This window comes from Capnocytophaga stomatis (genome assembly GCF_002302635.1).
Taxonomy (GTDB): domain Bacteria; phylum Bacteroidota; class Bacteroidia; order Flavobacteriales; family Flavobacteriaceae; genus Capnocytophaga; species Capnocytophaga stomatis.
In genome coordinates this window covers 1,624,486-1,643,254 of the sequence record NZ_CP022387.1, presented here as the reverse complement: position 1 = coordinate 1,643,254, position 18,769 = coordinate 1,624,486, and the positions used below count along the sequence as shown (strand labels likewise).

The 18,769-nt window shown below is 37.8% G+C and carries 15 protein-coding genes; 7 read left to right on the top strand and 8 right to left on the bottom strand.

Annotated elements, in window-relative coordinates; all coding sequences use genetic code 11:
• Window positions 1-92 precede the first annotated feature (92 nt).
• Window positions 93-2,342, bottom strand: a complete 2,250-nt coding sequence (locus tag CGC58_RS07320) for a GH92 family glycosyl hydrolase (protein WP_095897155.1) — start codon at window positions 2,340-2,342, stop codon at window positions 93-95.
• Between the two features lie 171 nt (window positions 2,343-2,513).
• Here CGC58_RS07320 and CGC58_RS07315 point away from each other — a divergent pair, with 171 nt between their 5' ends.
• The 6 genes from CGC58_RS07315 to CGC58_RS07290 all read left to right on the top strand — a co-directional run bounded on the left by CGC58_RS07315 (window position 2,514) and on the right by CGC58_RS07290 (window position 9,974).
• Window positions 2,514-3,041 carry an NADPH-dependent FMN reductase gene (locus CGC58_RS07315; RefSeq protein ID WP_095896130.1) on the top strand — a complete coding sequence of 176 codons (528 nt, stop codon included), beginning with the start codon at window positions 2,514-2,516 and terminating at the stop codon, window positions 3,039-3,041.
• Window positions 3,042-3,186: 145 nt separating this feature from the next.
• Complete coding sequence (locus CGC58_RS07310) at window positions 3,187-3,879, top strand: NigD1/NigD2 family lipoprotein (RefSeq protein ID WP_095896129.1); 693 nt, start codon at window positions 3,187-3,189, stop codon at window positions 3,877-3,879.
• 324 nt (window positions 3,880-4,203) lie between these two features.
• Window positions 4,204-4,773 carry an RNA polymerase sigma factor gene (locus tag CGC58_RS07305; RefSeq protein ID WP_095896128.1) on the top strand — a complete coding sequence of 190 codons (570 nt, stop codon included), beginning with the start codon at window positions 4,204-4,206 and terminating at the stop codon, window positions 4,771-4,773.
• Entirely contained in the window at window positions 4,770-6,044 is a 1,275-nt protein-coding gene (locus CGC58_RS07300; protein WP_095896127.1) for an outer membrane beta-barrel protein, read from the top strand. The genes CGC58_RS07305 and CGC58_RS07300 overlap by 4 nt, the downstream gene beginning before the upstream one ends.
• 169 nt (window positions 6,045-6,213) lie before the next feature.
• Window positions 6,214-7,722, top strand: coding sequence for a thiol-activated cytolysin family protein (locus CGC58_RS07295; RefSeq protein WP_095896126.1), 1,509 nt, complete (start codon window positions 6,214-6,216; stop codon window positions 7,720-7,722).
• Between the two features lie 26 nt (window positions 7,723-7,748).
• Entirely contained in the window at window positions 7,749-9,974 is a 2,226-nt protein-coding gene (locus tag CGC58_RS07290; protein WP_232748807.1) for a family 20 glycosylhydrolase, read from the top strand.
• Between the two features lie 58 nt (window positions 9,975-10,032).
• Here the strand turns inward: CGC58_RS07290 and CGC58_RS07285 are convergent, their stop codons facing one another.
• From CGC58_RS07285 to CGC58_RS07255, 7 genes are all read right to left on the bottom strand, one after another.
• Entirely contained in the window at window positions 10,033-10,494 is a 462-nt protein-coding gene (locus CGC58_RS07285; RefSeq protein ID WP_095896124.1) for a copper resistance protein CopD, read from the bottom strand.
• Between the two features lie 33 nt (window positions 10,495-10,527).
• Complete coding sequence (gene pth, locus CGC58_RS07280) at window positions 10,528-11,094, bottom strand: aminoacyl-tRNA hydrolase (protein WP_095896123.1); 567 nt, start codon at window positions 11,092-11,094, stop codon at window positions 10,528-10,530.
• A 59-nt stretch (window positions 11,095-11,153) separates the two neighbouring features.
• Window positions 11,154-12,167 carry a LacI family DNA-binding transcriptional regulator gene (locus CGC58_RS07275; RefSeq protein WP_095896122.1) on the bottom strand — a complete coding sequence of 338 codons (1,014 nt, stop codon included), beginning with the start codon at window positions 12,165-12,167 and terminating at the stop codon, window positions 11,154-11,156.
• 124 nt (window positions 12,168-12,291) lie between these two features.
• Window positions 12,292-13,602: a hypothetical protein gene (locus CGC58_RS07270; RefSeq protein WP_095896121.1), complete on the bottom strand. Its 1,311-nt coding sequence runs from the start codon at window positions 13,600-13,602 to the stop codon at window positions 12,292-12,294.
• A 62-nt stretch (window positions 13,603-13,664) separates the two neighbouring features.
• On the bottom strand, window positions 13,665-14,366 hold the full coding sequence (locus CGC58_RS07265) for a DUF4198 domain-containing protein (protein ID WP_095896120.1): 702 nt from the start codon (window positions 14,364-14,366) through the stop codon (window positions 13,665-13,667).
• Between the two features lie 29 nt (window positions 14,367-14,395).
• Window positions 14,396-16,846, bottom strand: coding sequence for a TonB-dependent receptor (locus CGC58_RS07260; RefSeq protein WP_095896119.1), 2,451 nt, complete (start codon window positions 16,844-16,846; stop codon window positions 14,396-14,398).
• Window positions 16,847-16,866: 20 nt separating this feature from the next.
• Complete coding sequence (locus tag CGC58_RS07255) at window positions 16,867-17,775, bottom strand: DUF6607 family protein (protein ID WP_095896118.1); 909 nt, start codon at window positions 17,773-17,775, stop codon at window positions 16,867-16,869.
• Window positions 17,776-18,056: 281 nt separating this feature from the next.
• Between CGC58_RS07255 and CGC58_RS07250 the strand changes: the two genes are divergently transcribed.
• The gene (locus CGC58_RS07250; protein WP_095896117.1) at window positions 18,057-18,734 is read left to right on the top strand and encodes a YceI family protein; all 678 of its coding nucleotides are present in this window, start codon (window positions 18,057-18,059) and stop codon (window positions 18,732-18,734) included.
• The last annotated feature ends 35 nt before the right edge of the window (window positions 18,735-18,769 follow it).

Sequence of the window (18,769 nt, the reverse complement as noted above, 5' to 3'; positions counted from 1 at the left end):
TAAATACAAATCACACGAAATCCTTCAATGTAAGTAATCGCTACAACAGATTTCGTGTGATTTATTCAGAATTTATTTCCTTACAACAGATATTATCTATTATTTGTTAGTTCAAAACGTATTTTTTTAGCTTTTTTGAGCTGTTCGTGAGTTATAAAGTATGAATTATAAGGTTTTTCGTCTATAAAAATACGTTTAATATAAATATTTTCAGGTGATGCGTTCGATTCGATGGTAAGTTCGCCATTCGGATAGTATTTTTTATCCAAAGCAAGTGTGATTTTACTAAATTTTGGCGAAGTAAACGTATAAATAGGCTCACCTGGACTTACGGGATAGAAGCCCATCATTCCGTAAATAAGCCAAGCCGACATTACACCTGTATCTTCATTCCCTGGCAAGCCTGCTGGTTTATTTTGGAAATATTGTTCAATCAAATCGTGTACGCGTTTTTGTGTTTTCCACTCGCTTCCTTTTATATAATTATAAAGGTACGGATACGCAATATCAGGCTCATTTGCCATATCATACTGTCCTTTATCAAAAATGTAATCCAACTGTTTTTCAAAGGCTTTCGCTCCTCCCATCATTTGCATCATTCCTTTTACATCGTGAGTCACCATATACACATATTGCCACGCATTTCCTTCGATATATCCCACATTTTTCTCAAAATTAGCACCACTTTCAGGATTGAAAGGAGCATACCACTTTCCATCTGCGTGACGTGGACGCAATAACTTGGTTTGCTTATCAAATAACTTTCGGTATGAGAGCGATTGTTTGCTAAATCGTTCAAAATCTTTCTTTTTGCCAAGTTTTTTTGCCAACTGAGCGATTGCAAAATCAGCAATGTTATATTCTTGCGTAGTGGAAACAGGTCCTGCCACCCCTCCATCTACGCTCAAATAACCTAAATTCCAGTATTCTTCTACTCCCAAACGTATCGGATTATTTTTCAACGTGTTAGCACCTTTAAGCATCGCCTCGTAAGCTTTCTCTACATTAAAATCAGTAAGCCCTCGTAAATACGTGTCTGCCAGCACAATACTTGCCGGGTCGCCCACCATTGTGAAAGTTTCGGTAGAATTAAGTTCCCACTTCGGAAGCCAGCCGCTTTCATCATAGATATCCAGCATCGTCCTAACCATACCAAGCTGTTGCTCAGGGTAAAGCAAAGTCATTAGCTGATGATAATTTCGGTATGTATCCCAAAGTGAAAAAACCGTGTATCGCTCATTTGATTTTCCTATTTTATTGGTAGAACTTTCAGGATAGTCACCATTTACATCGTTAAAAATATGCGGATGAATAAGTGCGTGATACAATCCTGTGTAAAAAATAGTTTTTTGGTCGTCAGTTCCACCTTCCAGAGCTACGTGAAATTGTTTATTCCATTCATTTTTAGTTTGCTCGTAAACTTCTGCAAATGACTTATTACCAATTTCTTTCTCCAAATTTTCTCGTGCATTTTCAATACTCACGTATGAAACCCCGACTTTCATTTCCACAACCTCATCTTTATCGAATTTATATCGGAAATATGCTCCAATACTGTCACCGACTACCTCTCTTGTAAAGCCTTCTTTCAATCGTGTTTTTCCGTTGTAAAGCATCCATTCGGCTTCCACTCCGTCGTATTTTTCAGGTTTATGCCAAACTCCGTACGAATCTGCCGGTTTTGATAATTTTGCAACAAAGTACACAGGATACGCCAATTCCGGACTATTATAACAGAAAGAACCCACCATTCGTACACCTTGTACTTCGGTTGGCGAAATGATTTTTAGCATCGCTCCTTGCTCATTCGTAAGCCCTAAACCTAAATTTATCAACACGTTAGATTCTCCTTTCGGAAAATGATAACGGCTCACTCCGGCTCTCATTGAAGCTGTCATTTCGGTTTTGACGTTGTATTTATCGATGTGCGTGCTGTAATATCCTGCCGAAGCCTGTTCGTCTTTATAAGTTGAACCGTATTTCAAGTGATTTGTTTCCAACTTTCCGGTGGTTGGCATTGCGATGATAACTCCCAATTCAGGACAACCTACACCGCTCATATTCACGTGTGTAAATCCTGTCAAAAATTTATTTTCATTTACATAAGGATTTGATAACCAACGACTATCCTTCTCAAGCGGATTTTCAATTCCTTTGGTATCGAAAGACACATTAAAAGGCGAAATACTAAGCATCCCACGCGGAGCAATGGCACCCGGGTGTGTAGCTCCAAAATTTGACGTGCCAATAAACGGATTTACATAATCCGCGGGAGTTTTTTGCGAAAATGATAGCTGAAAAGCTAAAAGAAAAGCAAATAAGCTAAATTTGGATAATTGCATAATGTATGTTTTATTTTTTCTTATCGGTAAAAAGTATCCGCAAATATATGAAAATATTTTAACTTTTTCGGAAGATTTGATTTCTGTCGTTTTCTGCAAATTTTGTTTCACTACAATGATTTCTTTCAATTGTTAAATTAAAGAATTATTTTTGCAAAAAACGTATTTAATATGAAAGTAATAGCTTTTGGTGCAAGCACCAGCAAAAATTCCATCAATCAAAAATTGGCAGAATTTACAGCCAAACAAATTTCAAATGATGTAGAAATCATCAATTTACGCGATTATGAAATGCCTTTGTTCTCCGTGGATAAAGAAAAGGAAGATGGAATCCCCTCAAAGGCTTCGGATTTGTTAGAAAAATGGCAATCTGCCGACGTAATCGTGATTTCCTTTGCAGAACACAACGGAGCATACACTGCGGCTTTCAAAAATACTTTTGATTGGGTAACCCGCATCAAACAAAAATGCTTTGCAGACAAAAAACTTTTCCTTTTGGCGACATCCCCAGGAGCGAGAGGCGGAAAATCCGTTTTGGAAATTGCCTTAGCCAGAATGCCTTTCCACGGAGGTGAAATCATAGGAAGTTTCTCTTTACCCAATTTCGAAGAGAATTTTTCGGAAGAAAACGGAATTACAACCCCAGAATTTAAAAATATTTTTGAGCAGGAAATCAAAAAAGTAAAACAATCTATATAACAGCTATTTACAAAATATTTTTAACTAAAAAGGCATACAAAAATACATTTCTTAAAATGTAAAATTTAGTTAAAATTTAATTCTTGGTGCAAGATTTGTCAATAATGGGATTTACTAAGATGAATAACATTAAAAACAAATTGCGATGAACAAGATTAAATTTTCAAAGTATGTTTTGGGGCTTTTCGCGGCTGTTCTTTCCTTGCAGTCTTGCCTCAAAGATGATAACATTATTGATACGCTACGCCCTACTGCCGTAGTAACCGTACGACCACAGTCTGACGGAAGTTTTTTCCTTCAACTGGATGATGTTACCCGATTGAATCCTACCAATATGAAAAAATCTCCTTTTAAAGATAAAGAGGTGCGAGCATTGGTAAATTACACAAAAGAAAAAACTGACACAAAACAGAAAATTGAAAATGTGCACATCAATTGGATAGACAGCATCAGAACCAAAAAACCTGTGCCTGATTTAGGAGCAGAAAACGATGCCAAATACGGAAACGACCCTATCGAAATTGTGAGAGATTGGCTAACAGTTGCCGAAGATGGTTACCTAACCTTACGAGTTCGCACACAATGGAGCCGAGCAAATGTGAAGCACAGCATCAATTTACTTACTGGTGCCAATTCTGAGAATCCGTATGAGGTGGAGTTACGACACGATGCCAAAGGTGACGTTGGCGGACCTATGGGAGAAGCTCTTATCGCATTTAATTTGAATGAATTACCTCGAAAAGATGCACAAAAAGTGAAACTAAAACTCAAATGGAAATCATTCAATGGCGAAAAATCTGCTGAATTTGATTTGCAGCTTCGTCCTAATAATCCTTAATAGTATTGCTTTTTAACTGAAATCGTACAAAAAACAAATTCTAAGCCACCAAAAACAAGAATTTACCGCATAGAAATGGGTTTTTACCGAACACAAATCAATTCTTACTGATAATAAATGATTTTTCATTACACCAAAATGGACTTTTACCGGTAAAAATCCATTTCTGTGCGGTAACATTCACAAAAAAGTGAAAATTTGTAAATAAAAATATAGCTTAGTACAAGAAAAATATCTAAATATTCCCTTTTAAAGTAAACGAAGTGGACTTGTAAGTAAAGTCCACTTCGTTAAAATACCAAAAAAGGAATCATAATTGAAAGGATGACATCAAACGATAACGATAATGAACAAATGCTTCTACTTGAAATACAAAAAGGTAGTGAGCAGGCGATGAGGGAGATATACTGCAAATACGTCAGATATCTTACCGCTGTTTGTTCTCGTTATTTACAAGATGAAGAAGATGTTAAAGATGTGCTTCAAGAAGGATTTCTGAAAATATTTTCGTCCGTGAGTTCATTTGAATATCGTGGTGTTGGTTCGCTCAAAGGTTGGATGACCAAAATTATCGTTAATGAAACGCTCAAATTTATGAAACGAAACAGCCAAGCAATGTTCGTTGAACTCAAACAAGAAAAAATGGACGCTATTGACGAAGAACCTGATACTTCGGGCATTCCATCTGATGTTATTCATCAAATGATTCGAGAGTTGCCCGACGGCTATCGTACCATTTTCAACCTTTATGTGATTGAAGAAAAAAGCCACAAAGAAATTGCAGCGTTGTTAAACATCAAGGAAAACTCCTCTGCATCTCAATTTCACAGAGCCAAACTTTTATTGGCTGACAAAATTAAACAATACCGAACCCTTAATTCTGTTTCGTTATGAAAGAAAAATGGTTAAAAGACATACAAAAACAAATGACTGACTATCAAACCGATGAACCCGATGGTTTGTGGGAAGGCATTCAGGCGAAAATGTCACAAAAAAACAAAAAACACCGACGAGCCGTTTTGTTCCTATGGACGAAGCGTTTCGCAGCCGCAGCCGCCGTGTTAGCCTTTGTTTTGACGCTAAATCATTATTTCAACAGCGAAAAAGAATTATCAAATTCTGTTATAACAAATATTTCGGAAGAAGTTAAAAATATTGACAAAAAATTGCCAACTTCCCCAACTGAAAACGATAAAAAAGAAGTACTTACTGATGAAATTACAAATTCAAACGAGTTGGAAAGTGTTGCTTCTTCTTCCAAAACAAAAAGAAAAGTTTCGTCTGAAAAGGAAGCTGTTGATGAGTTTTTCATCGCCATAAAAGAAGACAAAACCGACAATCAGCCTGAAACAAAAACACGAAAAGATACTTGGGCTGTAATATCGCAACCCAAAGAACATCAGGAGAAAATAGTATCCAGCGAGGAACTTCCGTTAGAAGAAGTTGCAGAGGTTGATAATCAGAAAATTTTACGGAATCGGATGTCTTTCGGGATTTTTACCTCTGGCGGAATGGGCTCATCTTTAAGCAATAAACCCGAACTTACAAGCGAATTTACCGCTGTAAACGCCGACACGGAAGAAATGATGTGGAAAGACAGTCCGCTACTGGGAACGCTTGCTTTCAGCAATGGCGAAACGATGCAAACCGAAGCCAAACACCGATTGCCTATTCGCACAGGGATTTTGTTCGCTTACAAGTTCAGCAATCGTTTTGCTTTGGAAAGTGGTTTGACTTATACGCGTTTAGTTTCCGATTTACAAGAAGGAAGTGATACTTATTATTTCACCAGTGAGCAGAAGCTCCATTTCGTAGGATTGCCACTTAATCTGAAATATCAAGTGCTTTCTTGGAAAGGTTTTGAATTGTATTCCGCTGTGGGAATGCTTGCCGAAAAAAATGTATCAGGAACGCTTAACAAAACACATTTCTTTGACGGAGTTATGCAACAAAATGAGAACGAAAACATTAAAATAGACCCTTTGCAATGGTCAGCCAATGCATCGGTTGGTTTCCAATATAACTTTTCATCATTGATTGGTGTTTATGCCGAACCCAGTATAAGTTATTATTTCAGCAATAACACACCAATAAAAACTATTTATCAAGACAGACCGTTTAATTTTCACTTGAATTTCGGTTTACGATTTTCTTTCGGAAAATAAACTCATTATCAGTTCTTTTACTAAATTACTTTGTGGTTTCGCATATAAACCGAAAAACATTCACAACGCATATAAATACTACATACTACTACTAACAATTTAATAACTCACTTTACAGCAATAACAAACTGTAAAAAAACAACGAAAATTAATAATTAAATTATATTATATGCAAACACAAATTTCAGTAAAAGCAGCCTTATTTGCTTTGTCATCAGCAGTACTTTTTTCTTGCCAAAAGGCAGAAAATGCTGAAAATCCAAATGCTATTGAAAATGTAAACGGATTCATAAGTTCGTTGCCTTCCGTTGAGCAAATCACTCCTTTCGCGGAAAGATTGGTAACCTCTGCCTCATCAAGACCCGCTTCAATGTTTGCCAAAAGGTTGGCTGTTTCAGGAGAAGGAGAACAATACGAACAAGCAAAACAGTTTGAAGAACAGCTTTTATTCTCTGACGACCAAGAAATTTTCTATCCTGGGGCTTTGGTAAAAGCCAGAACCGTAGTTGATGGGTCATACCTACCGATTGCCGCTCCCAGAAAGCCTATAACGTTATCCGTTTCCCTACAAGGAAAACAAGGAACAAACCCTTCAATCACCATTGATAATCCGAAACTTTCAACCGTGCGTACGGCAATAAGCGGTCTGTTAGAAAAAGATTTTCAGCTTCCTCCTGCCAATATTTCTTATTCTTACGAAGAGGTACACGATGAGCAACATCTGAAAATTGCTTTGGGCGGTAGCTACAACGGAACAGCCACACAAGTAAGTGCAAGCACAGGATTCAAGTACGACAAAGAAAAAACGCGTTTTTTGGTAAAAATTCAGCAAGTTTTCTACACCGTTGACCTTGATATTCCTGCCAAAGCGTCTGATTTCTTCTCCGAAGATTTTGATTACAGAACTGCTTTCGGCGATGTAAAGCCTGTTTACATTTCTTCCATTAAAATGGGTAGAGTGCTTCTTTTGGGGATAGAAACCAGTTTAAGCAAAAAAGAAGCAGAAGCAAAAATCAATGCTTCTATTATGAACAAAACCTTTGATGCTAATGCGGAAGTAGCGTACAGCGACTTGCAAAAATCATCAAAAATCACGGGACGTGTTTTGGGAGGAAATGCCCGACTTGGAGGCGAAGCCATCACAAGTATTGAGCAAATCAAAAAGTTCGTAACCGAAGGTGCTGCTTACGATAAAGACAACCCAGGTATTGCTATTGCCTACAAATTAAGAGAGTTAGGTACAAACGAAACTTTCAGAACGGTTATCTACTCAAAATATTTCAAAAAATTTGACACAGGAAGAATCAGTTTTGATTTGGTTATAAAAGATAATTTACAAACCATCGCAGGACAATCTGCCAACACAGGAAGAGGATTTTTAAGAAGATTGAACAAGAAAAATATCCTTTCAGAAAACCAATTTTTCTTTAATAACGGAGGTACGACCATAAATATTCCTGCTTATGAAAAAGGTGAAGAACTCTCCATTGAGTTCAGAAGAAACGGAGAAGACAATATCATTTTCAAATTACCTTCTTCCGAAACCTTATTAAAAACCCTTGAACCACTTCAAGAAGGACAGCATTTGTATGACATTGATAAAAACGGCTTAGTTTTAAAAGACAAAGATGAAAAATATATTCTAAGAATAGGTCTTCATAATCCAAAGTCAGAATAGAAAACACTAAAAACGTGTAATTTATTTTGAACAAAACCTTTAACGGAGCATCTTCTCTGTTGAAGGTTTTTGCCTATTTATTACCTTGTGTTTTTCCTTTTTACACCTTGAACTTTGCTTCTGTGGTGGGGTTTCATTATCTTTGTGGCTTGGCGTTTTGCCATAATACGAAACCAACATTTATTATGAAACTACACATCTTTTTACTTGCTTTACCGCTTTTTTGCATAGGATTGGCAAAAGCCCAACAAACCAACCCAAAACCGGAAGTGATTCCGTCCGTACAACAATGGGAAGGAAAAACAGGTTTTTTTGTCCTCTCGCAAAACACTCAAATAATTGTCGATAAAAATTTTCCGCAATTAGAAAGCTACATTTCAGTATTTATCAATGATTTACGAACGGAATATGGCATCCGTAACCAATTCAAATTTGTACAACCTCAGTCAAGTTATATTTTTTTTACGTTGAGTAGCGACACGTCCATTCCTGAGGAAGGTTATCGTATCGACATTGATGAAAATATTACTGTAACAGCTTCAAACACAAAAGGAATCTTTTGGGCAACTCGAACGCTCTTGCAAATGCTCGAAAACGGAGGCACAAATCTTCCGAAGGGAACAATTAACGATTTTCCGATGTATTCCCATCGCGGATTTATGCTCGACGTGGGGCGTAAATTCTTCACCATTGATTATTTAAGAGATTACATCAAAATTCTGTCATATTACAAAATCAACGAATTTCAAATTCACCTGAACGACAACGGTTTTAAGGTTTTCTACAACGATGATTGGGACAAAACCTATTCGGCTTTTCGCTTGCAAAGTGATGTATTTCCGGGACTTGCAGCCAAAGACGGGCATTACACCAAAGATGAATTTCGTGATTTACAGCGAATGGGAATGCTTTACGGCGTTAATGTAATTCCCGAAATTGACGTGCCAGCTCATTCACTGGCTTTTACACATTACAAACCCGAAATAGGAAGCGACAAATACGGCAGAGACCATTTGGATTTGTATCATCCTGAAACTTACAAGTTTGTCGATGCCCTTTATGCCGAATATTTAAACGGAGGAAATCCTGTATTTGTGGGTGCTGATGTTCATATCGGTACGGACGAATACGACAAACGCGAGTCGGAAAAATACCGCGAATTTACGGACAGATACCTAAAATACATTCAGAAATTGGGCAAAAACGTGCGTATGTGGGGCGGATTGCGTTGGCTAAAAGGCGAAACGCCCGTACATTCGGAAAATGTGGTGGTAAACGCTTGGTCGTACGACTGGGTTGACCCCGAACTTTCGCTAAAAGACGGTTACAAACTCATCTCAACGTGTGATACGTGGCTATATATCGTGCCGGCGGCGGGTTATTATCGTGATTTTCTGGACGAAAAATGGCTTTATGAAGAATGGACACCCGAAAAAGTAAATCGGAAAGAAACACTCGCCGAAGGCACAAAAGGGCTTCTTGGCGGAATGTTCGCCGTGTGGAACGACCACTGTGGCAATGGCATCAGTCAGCAAGATGTACACATCCGCACGCTTCCGGCAGTGAAAGTATTGGCTGAAAAAATGTGGAAACGCAACACTTCCGTAAACTTCGATACGTTCAAAAAACTTTCCGACCGTATGGGAGAAGCTCCGCAAGTTAATCTAAGCGGAAAAATTTCTTCCAAAACGAATTTGGTAATGCATTATGCACTTAACAGCAAAAAAGAAAAAGATTTATCCGAAAATGAATACAACGAACTCCAAAGAAATAAAATCGCTATAAACAAAAAAGATAAATCGCTAATTTTCAAATCAAAAGAAAGCTTTATCAAAACACCTATTTTGGAAATTGGCTATGATTATCGGGTGGATTTTAGCTTGCTTCTGTTAGAAAAAACTATCGATGGAGCCACACTTTTTGAAGGACACGACAGCAAAATTCACATCAAAAAAGAAGGAGAGCAATTCCAAATTGGTTTTAGTCGTGATGGATATACCTACTATTTTGCGGAGAAATTCGGTTTTGGAAAATGGTACAATTTTGGAATTTCAGGCGATTACAAAGGAACATCGCTTTACGTAAACGGCAAACAATCCGAACGATTGGAAGGAAAAACGCACAGCACCAACAACGGAAAAAATAAAATATACATTCAGCAAACGCTTATCTTCCCATTGCAATACATCGGAAGTTCAAACCAAAACAGCTTCCAAGGAAGAATCAAAAACTTGAAAATTAATAAGTTGTAAAACTAATTCTATTGGAGGAATTAATCTTGTATTGAGGATATTTTTTAGGTCATTTCAGTTACAGATTGATTCCTCCATAACGAACAAAACTCCCTAAAATAACCATTATCACCCCTAAAGTAGTTACGGAAATGATGTGAAATGCCATTTCAGGCAGTTTTTTGATATTTCCTTTGCGTAGTTGAGGCAACACACGAGTTTGAGCACTTATGGCAAAGCAAACCGAAATCAGCAAACAAGTGATTTTCAACGAAACAACGGTTTCAATAGACGAAGAAAACGAAAACCAACTTCCGATTTCCGCACCAAAATTATAAGCCATCAAAATTCCGGTAACGACCAACAACAGAAGAGAAGGCATCCCGATAGGTTCGTACGTTTTTTCAAATCTTTGAATGTAGCCAAAATCTCTGTTTTTCAATGCTTTGGGCAAAAAACCAATCGCAAGCACCAAATGCCCTCCTACCCAGATAGTTGCAGCAAGCAGATGAATAATTAAATATATGTGATGTAAAGCCATTGTATTACACTTATTTAGCTGATTTTTATGTTTTTACTTGTTGTTAAACGTATTCATTGTAATGTTTAGCCCTGCCAAGCCGAAAGAAAGCACCGCTTCGGCACTTTTTTCCAAACGCTCGGTAAGTAATTTTTCCTCTTCCTCGTTCCATTGCCCCAGAACATAATCCACTTGTTTTCCTTTTGTGAAATCATTACTTATCCCGAAGCGGAAACGTGCATACACAGTGGTTCCAAGCTGAGCCTGAATATCTTTAAGCCCGTTATGCCCTCCGTCACTGCCTTTTGCTTTAATGCGAATGGTTCCAAAAGCCAAATTCAAATCATCGGTAACAACAAGCAGATTTTCAATAGGAATATTTTCCTTCTCCAACCAATAACGAACTGCTTTTCCGCTGAGATTCATATAAGTAGAAGGTTTTAACAGAATGAAAGTACGCCCTTTATGCTTTAATTCGGCAATATCGCCCAATCTTTGCGTGGTAAAGGTAACGTTATGCTTTTCTGCCAAATGGTCAACTACCTTAAAACCAATATTATGACGTGTATTTTTATATTCCAACCCGATATTTCCTAACCCTGCTATTAAATATTTCTTCATTTGTTTTAAACTACTAATAAATACTTTCTGAAATCATTCAGAATATCTCTACATATTCATTATCTTGTTGATTCTCTGACTACTAATGAGGTTTTTATTATTTCTGTCCGATAATTTCGTTCCTTATCCTTACTTTCGGTTCTTTCTATGAGAAGTTCTGCGGCTTTTTTACCAATCTCTATTCCGTGTTGGTCAATTGCTGTAAGTTTCGGATATGAATTTTTTGCCAAAAACCCGTCTGCAAAAGTTACAACTCCCAGTTGCTCAGGCACTTTAATGTTTCTGTCGTGAGCTTCTCGCAAAGCTTTTACTGCTAAAAATTCATTGCTGCACAATAAAGCATCGAACTTACGTGTGTTAAAAAAATCGGATATTTCCCCATCGGAATGGATATCCTCAATAGCCAAAATCAGATTTTCATCAACCGATATGTTAGCATCTTGCAACGCATTTTTGTAACCTTGTGTGCGTAAATTCCCCACACTGATGTAATCAGGTATGGTCAATATCCCGATACGATGATACCCACTGTTTATCAAATGATTAACTGCTTTGTATGAAGCCATTGCATCATCAACAATTACTTTATCACAGTAAATATCCTGAGCCACACGGTCAATCAAAACTAAGGAAATTTCTTGATTGAGCACTTCACGCAAATGTCGGTAATCTTTCTTTTGTTGTGTTTCTTTGGAAAGAGCTACAATGAATCCGTCAATGCCTGTTTGTACTAAAGTTTCAATATTTTTCACTTCTTGCTCAAGCAATTCATTTGAAAAACAAGCGATTATCTTGTATCCTTTTTCATTGGTAACACTTTCTATTCCTTTCACTACCATTGAAAAGAAATCGTGTGCAATTTCAGGAATGATAAGCCCAATTGTTTTGGATTTTTTGCTTTTCAGGCTCAAGGCAACGCTATTAGGCTTGTAATCATACAGTTCCACCAAGGCTTTTACGCGTTGTTTTGTTTCATCACTGATTTCATCACTGTCATTAATTGCCTTAGAAACAGTTGAAACGCTCACGTCCAATTCCTTTGCAATGTCCTTTATAGTGATTTTTCGTTTCATAATTTGTTTTTATTTCGCAGCTTCTTTTTTTAAGAATAACCCCGTAAAATTACAACTTTTTCCCGAAAATACAAAAAGGCTATCACTTTGCGATAGCCTCTTCGTTCTTTGTTATGTAAAAACTTTAATATACTCCCATATAGAAGCCCTCTCCTGAAACTTGAAGTGTCGCACCTTTTTCAAATCCGTTAGGGTCGGCTTTGGCTGGGTCGAAAATATAAATATTCCCTGTACCTTCAACAGGAGCAATCGCCATATAAAGCTTACCGTCTTTGCCTACTTTGGCAGATTGATAGTAATTTAACCAAAGTTTTTCGGGCAAGTTCATTTTGATTGCTGTTCTGGCTTTCAAATCTACACGAGCCACTCCCCAAGCAGCATCAGCAGGTTGTCTTCCTTTTTCTGAATCATAAAACGGCATATACGCAATACCATCTTTCACATAAAAAATACCTGTTCCGCCTACTTTATTCATTCCTAAGGCTTTTGCCAAATCAAAATCATATGTATTGTCATATTCACCCGTTTGCGGATTGATTTTTAAAATACGTGATTCTTCCATACTTACGTTATACACATCACCTGCTTCATCTGTAAAGAAAGAAGGAGCACGATAACCATAAGTTTCTCCGTTACCCAAAGTAGAGGTAGTGATTTTCGGATTTTGGAATGAAGGAAAATCAAGTACCAAAGCAGTTGCCGGATGTGCCACCAAGCTCTCACCCGTACCGTACTGACGCGTTTTCACAATCTTCGTTCCGTCAAAACCTTGTACGGCTGTCCCAATATATACTTTCCCGTTGTGAATGATGGCATTATCCACACGCCAGATGTGAGCGTCAGGTAATTTGTCAGATGAAATACCTGCCGGAAGCTCTACCTCTTTTACCTCACCTAAGGTTAAATCAGGAAGTGATATATGAACAATACGCAAAGTTGAAGCCGCTTTGCTGGTAATTCCTCCCGATTTCTTTTCTTCGTGTTTCGAAACAACATTAAAAAGAAGTGCATTTCGGTCATCAATTACACGCCAACGCGGATATGGCGTTCCTATAGTATTGGTAATGCTAAGAGCTTTTTCTACATTATATAATTGCGAAGGTGTTGATACGACATATTTTACGATTCTTCCTTCACCATATTCCAAATCATACAATATTTTCCCGTCAGAAGAACCATACAAACGGTGAGTTCTGGTGTTTTCAAGAGCTTTTCCTCTTCCTTCAAAAGTGAGATTACCCTCTTTTAAACTATTGAAAGGCATTGCATAAGCACTTGCATTTTTCTCATAGCCAACCCCGTAAGCTACGTGGAAGTTAGCGTCAATTACCGATTCCGGTTCGGGTCCGTCATCTTTCTTGCAACTTGTTGCCAATAATCCTGCCCCAACTACTGTCAAGGCTATCATTTTTGATGTTAAATTTCTGTTTTTCATTATAAATTATTATTAGTGATTATTCTGTTTATAAAAATGTTTTTTGTCTGTTTTTCCTGAAATTACTTTACCTTAATCAAGTAATTAACAGTGTGATAGTTCACTTTGTAAGGTTTTCCGTTGTGGTTGCCTTCCTCTTTGTTTGACCACGAAAACTCCAGCAAATAATTTCCTTTCCAAAGCGGATTGAATTTTATTCTGCCGTTGCTGTCGCTGCGGTATGCCATCGCCCAGCCGTTTTGGGAAGTGATGCTAACACGTTCTTTCGCAGCAACATTGCCTTCTTTCAGCATTTTAAAAGTTTTGCTGCCGTTTACTTTCACTGCTGAAGTATCAAACGAAAGCTGCAAAGGCAATTCACCCAAAGTAAGTTCTGAAACTTCTTTCGTGCCAACACTTACAAAAGCTACCGACTGATACGTAATTTTCATTTCTTTAAAGGTATCTTTTACCAAATGCTTCACCGAAAGGGTGTAAACGCCTTTTTCAGCAGGAATAAACGATGCCAAATAATAGCTTTCTTGTTGGCTTTTACTCAAGATTTCTTTCTTTCCCGAAGGATGTATCAACAAGAGTTCCAAATCTTTAATATCCGAAAACCATTTTTCGGTAAAAGTAGGGCTGTCGGGCTCTCCGAAGAAGACCTTAACCTGATGCGGTTTGTTTAATTTTCCACTACTTTCCGTTTCTATCCATACCGTGTGGGCTTGCATCGCTAAGCAACCCATAAAGAACAGCATTATGTTCAAAAGATGTTTTTTCATTGTTATTTAATTTTTGATGATTAACTTTTTTAAAATACAGAAAATGTTAATTTCCCGAAAATAGCTCGCCCGGGTTTTTGCAGAGCGAAATTGTCAAATACCTGTGTATCAAATATGTTTTTGGCGTTGAATGCCAGTGTCCATTTTTGATTCGGGAAGGTGTAAGTAAGCCCCACATCGTGCAAAGGTTGCGTAGGAATGATGGCTTTGCCTACCGCTCCATATACTTCCCATTCTTTGAAAAACTCGTGCGTATAACCGAAATTATAGTTGATTGCCAATCGTGATTTCTTCTGAATCAAATCATTAAGCAAATATTCGGCATTTACGTTGGCTGTGAAATAGGGCGTGTTACGCAATCGGGTTCGGTAATGAGCATATTTTAAGCCTGTGTCAGGGTCGTGTTCCAAATTAAAGAGTGCATTTGTATAAGAAACATTCGCATTGATGAAAAGACGCTTATTCCAATTGTAACGCAGTTCGGCATCGGCTCCTTTGCTGATAACTTTTCCTAAGTTTTCAAATCGGAAGAAATCATCATTCGTACGAGGCACTCCACGCAGAATCATATCCCGTATGTCCCGTATAAAAAGGTTTATTTCTCCTCCTATTTCGTGTTTGCCAAAAATGAAAGCATTTAAGGTAAGCCCCAAATTGGCATTGTTGCTGTATTCGGGTTTTAATGACAGATTGGTAGTAACGCCTTCGCTGGTATTTCCTAAAAGTTCGGTGCTTCCGGGCAGGCGTATGGCTTTTTCCACAGAAGCTGAAACCATTATTTTAGGAGTTATGGCATATGAAAGAGACATTCCGTAACCTTTATCATTTATTTTTCGGTCGTGTACGATAACCTTCTCATCAACAGTTCCGTTAGGTCTTCGAACTACATCATATTCGGTCAAATATACTTTCTGCCTGTATAATTTATAGAATAACGATGCCTTTAGTTTATTGCTGAATAAATTCAAATCGTAATTAAAACCGATGATTTGCTTGTTGTACTTGCGTTGATCAAGCCTATTGCGAATATGCTGAGGTAAGGTCGGGTCATCAATATCACGGGTAAAAGCTCCTAAAAAATAGCTCACCCCAACAGCGTGATTTCTGGTGATGTGATAATGAACGTTAGAACGATTGGCAAGATTACGCTCATCGTTCATTGCCAAGGTGGGGGCTCCTGCTTCGGCTCCTTGTTGCCAAGTAAGCTCTTTCCCGTTACGCCCGATGGCTCTTTTGCCTTCCCAAGTGTATATATAAGGAACTGTGTCAATTACTTGTCTGTTGGTTTTGGAATAGGTAGTAAATGTGCTTACGTCCAATCCTTTGAAAAACAAATCGTTTTTCTTGTACTGCAAACTTGCCATACGGCTATTGTACTCGGTTCGGCGATTACCGTAAACCACTTGCATTGTGGCTCCTGTTTGTATGTCTTTCTCTGTTTCAGAAAACATAAACCCAAGCAGGAATTCATCTGCCCACTTTTTACGCGTGAAACCAAAGTTCGACTTAATCCCTGACGAATAATATTTATCGTGAAAACGCTTGGCTTTTACGTGCGTATATTCGCCCGTAGTGTTGTCGGTAACATAAATGGTTTCGCCCCATACTTTGTAATTGTTATCCGTATAATTATAAAAGGAAGACAAATTAGCCGTAAAGCCCGATTTTTTATCGCGATATGTTCCGTTTAAGTCCCATTGATGCGTATTGAACGACCCGTAGGAGTACGACGTGGTAAGCGAATTGCTCATTTCTTTCTTTAAAACCACGTTGATTCCTCCGCCCAAGGCATCTTCCGAAAGCTCTGCAGGAAGCACTCCTTTGTAAACCTCAATGCGTTCAATCATTGATGGCGGAATGCTACTGAGTGAAAACGAACGCCCGTAATTGCGTATGGGGATTCCGTCAATGAAAATCCGTACCGAATTGCCCGTAAGTCCGTTCAGGTTGAAGGAAATATCCGAACCCATCCCCGCCGACTGACGTATTTTCACCCCCGCCGAACGCCCCAAAAGTTCCGTAGTTTGGATGTTCTGTAAAATGGCTTCTTTAGTGCTGATAACATTCATCGCATAGCCTTGTTCTTTGGCTTGCCTGCCCTTACTGCTACCCGAAACGGCAACCTCGCCAAGCGAAATTCCTTGGTTGTTATTGAGCCTTATGGTAATTTGTTGATTGCTCTTTGTGAAATGCACCTTAACCTTAACACTTTCATTACCAAAGGTTTTAACTTCAATTTCATAATGTTTCCCAATGGGTAAATGTTCTATTTTGAAGAATCCTTCCTCATCGGTTTGGGTGTATCTGTTCACACTTTTGATAAATACCGTAACCATATCGGCGGGCGTTCCGTCAGTGTAAATCACTTTACCCGAAAGCGTTCCCTTGCGAGGTGGTGGCTGTTGAGCGTACAAATCCGCGAAAGAAAATCCAAAACAGAACAATAAAAGTATTAAGAAGCGTGCTTTAATGTTTTTCATAGTTAGTGTTTATACTATAATTATTTTTTTGTGCTTATGTAAACATCCATAATAGCATCTATTTGTTCCTTGGTTTTGTATTTTTCTTCATTAAAAAGATGTTCGTGCAATGCCTTGCCATCAACTTTTTCTTCCACTTTAAGATTTCCTTTTTGAGCGAAAGCAGCATCCCAATGGTTGCGAACCAAAGCCCATTTTTCTTTGTTTTTCTGCCAGAATTCCTGAGCTGCTTTGCATTTTTCGTCAGCTACTTTTTTGTAAGTATTGTAGCCTCGCTCCTGTGCAATTACCAAATCATCTTTGCCATCACGACGTAAAACCTTATCATTGTCTTGCACGTGCAACCAGCCATAATTGGTGATTTCGTGTCGGTTACGTCTTAAAAGTATGTTGTAATCACTTCGGATTTCTTGTTCGCGTCGTGGCATAGGAGCAGCTGCTTCGCTCTCCCAGAAACTTTTTCCGTCCACGTGAACCCAAGTAGCAGTTTGTTCGTAACGAGGGCTGTCATCTACTTGATATACTTTTTGTGTCCATTGCCCTTTCACCGCCGATTTGGGCAAAGAATAACTGCTCCACTCATTGTCTTTTTGATATTTTAAAAGGTCGGTATTTTCATAAATCCAATCTTGTCGCCAATGCTTGATAACGTGCTGTTTATCTCTTTTCCCAACCACGAGCAAATGTTGCAAAACGAGCTTCTTTTTGCTATCTTCAATAAGTTCTACCCATTCCAATGCTTTGGAACGACTTGATTTTGAAGGCACATACGTAGAATCCGCACCATACTGAAAAGTTTCCGCATAACGGAAAGTTACCTCATAACAGCCACACATATTTTTTATGGCTTCAACATCTTTTTTGTTCTGAGCATTTGTTCCTACCGAAAAAAGAGAAACCAAACACGAAACGACAAATAGCTTTTTCATATCCTACAAATATTTTAGATTAAATCGGGGCAAATATAGTATTTTATTTTTATTTAGAATATATTTAAATAATGATTTTGGGAAAAGTATTGTTTTTTAGTTGCCATTTCCCTTTACAAATCATAAAATAATCTGTAAATCAAAATAATACAATTAAAAACAATCAGGTTAAACAGACATAAATCCTTAGTAAAACATCTTGTTTAACATTTATTTAACCAGTCATTTCAAATTAATCGCATAACTTTGCGGAATTATTAATTAATAAACTCTATCTATTTATGAAGAAAATCGTATTAAGTGCAGTGGTAATTTCCGCTCTTACGCTAACAAGTTGTAACAACACAAATACACAGCAAAAAGCTGAAACAGCTACTCAAGCAGAGCAAATGCAAACAGAAGCTGAAAAAGTTCAGAAAGAAGAAGCAAAATTTGCTTACACAGTAGCTCCTACATCTGTTATTGAGTGGGTTGGTACAAAACCAACAGGAAAACACAACGGAATCGTAAACGTTACCGAAGGTGGGGTAAACATTGAAAACCAAACTATTACAAATGGTAAATTCATTATTGATATGAATACAATCACTGTTTTGGATTTGGCTGCCGGTGACGGAAAAGAAGATTTGGAAGGTCACTTAAAAGGAACAGGAAAAGAAGAAGCTGAAGACCATTTCTTCAATGTTAAAAAATTCCCTACAGCTACATTTGAATTCAAATCTTTTGACGGAACAAACGTTGTAGGTGATTTAACAATCAAAGGAATTACAAAAGAAGTTTCTTTCCCTGCAACAGTTACTGTTACGGATACGGAAGTAAACATCGAATCAAAAGCCTTCAAAATCAACCGTGTAGATTTTGGTGTTAATTACGCTTCAAAATCAGTTTTTGGTGATTTGAAAGATAAATTCATCAATGATGAAATGGAGCTTGTTGTTAAAGCAAAAGCTACAAAATAATCATCAACCGAAAAAACGGTAATTGCTTTGGTTAG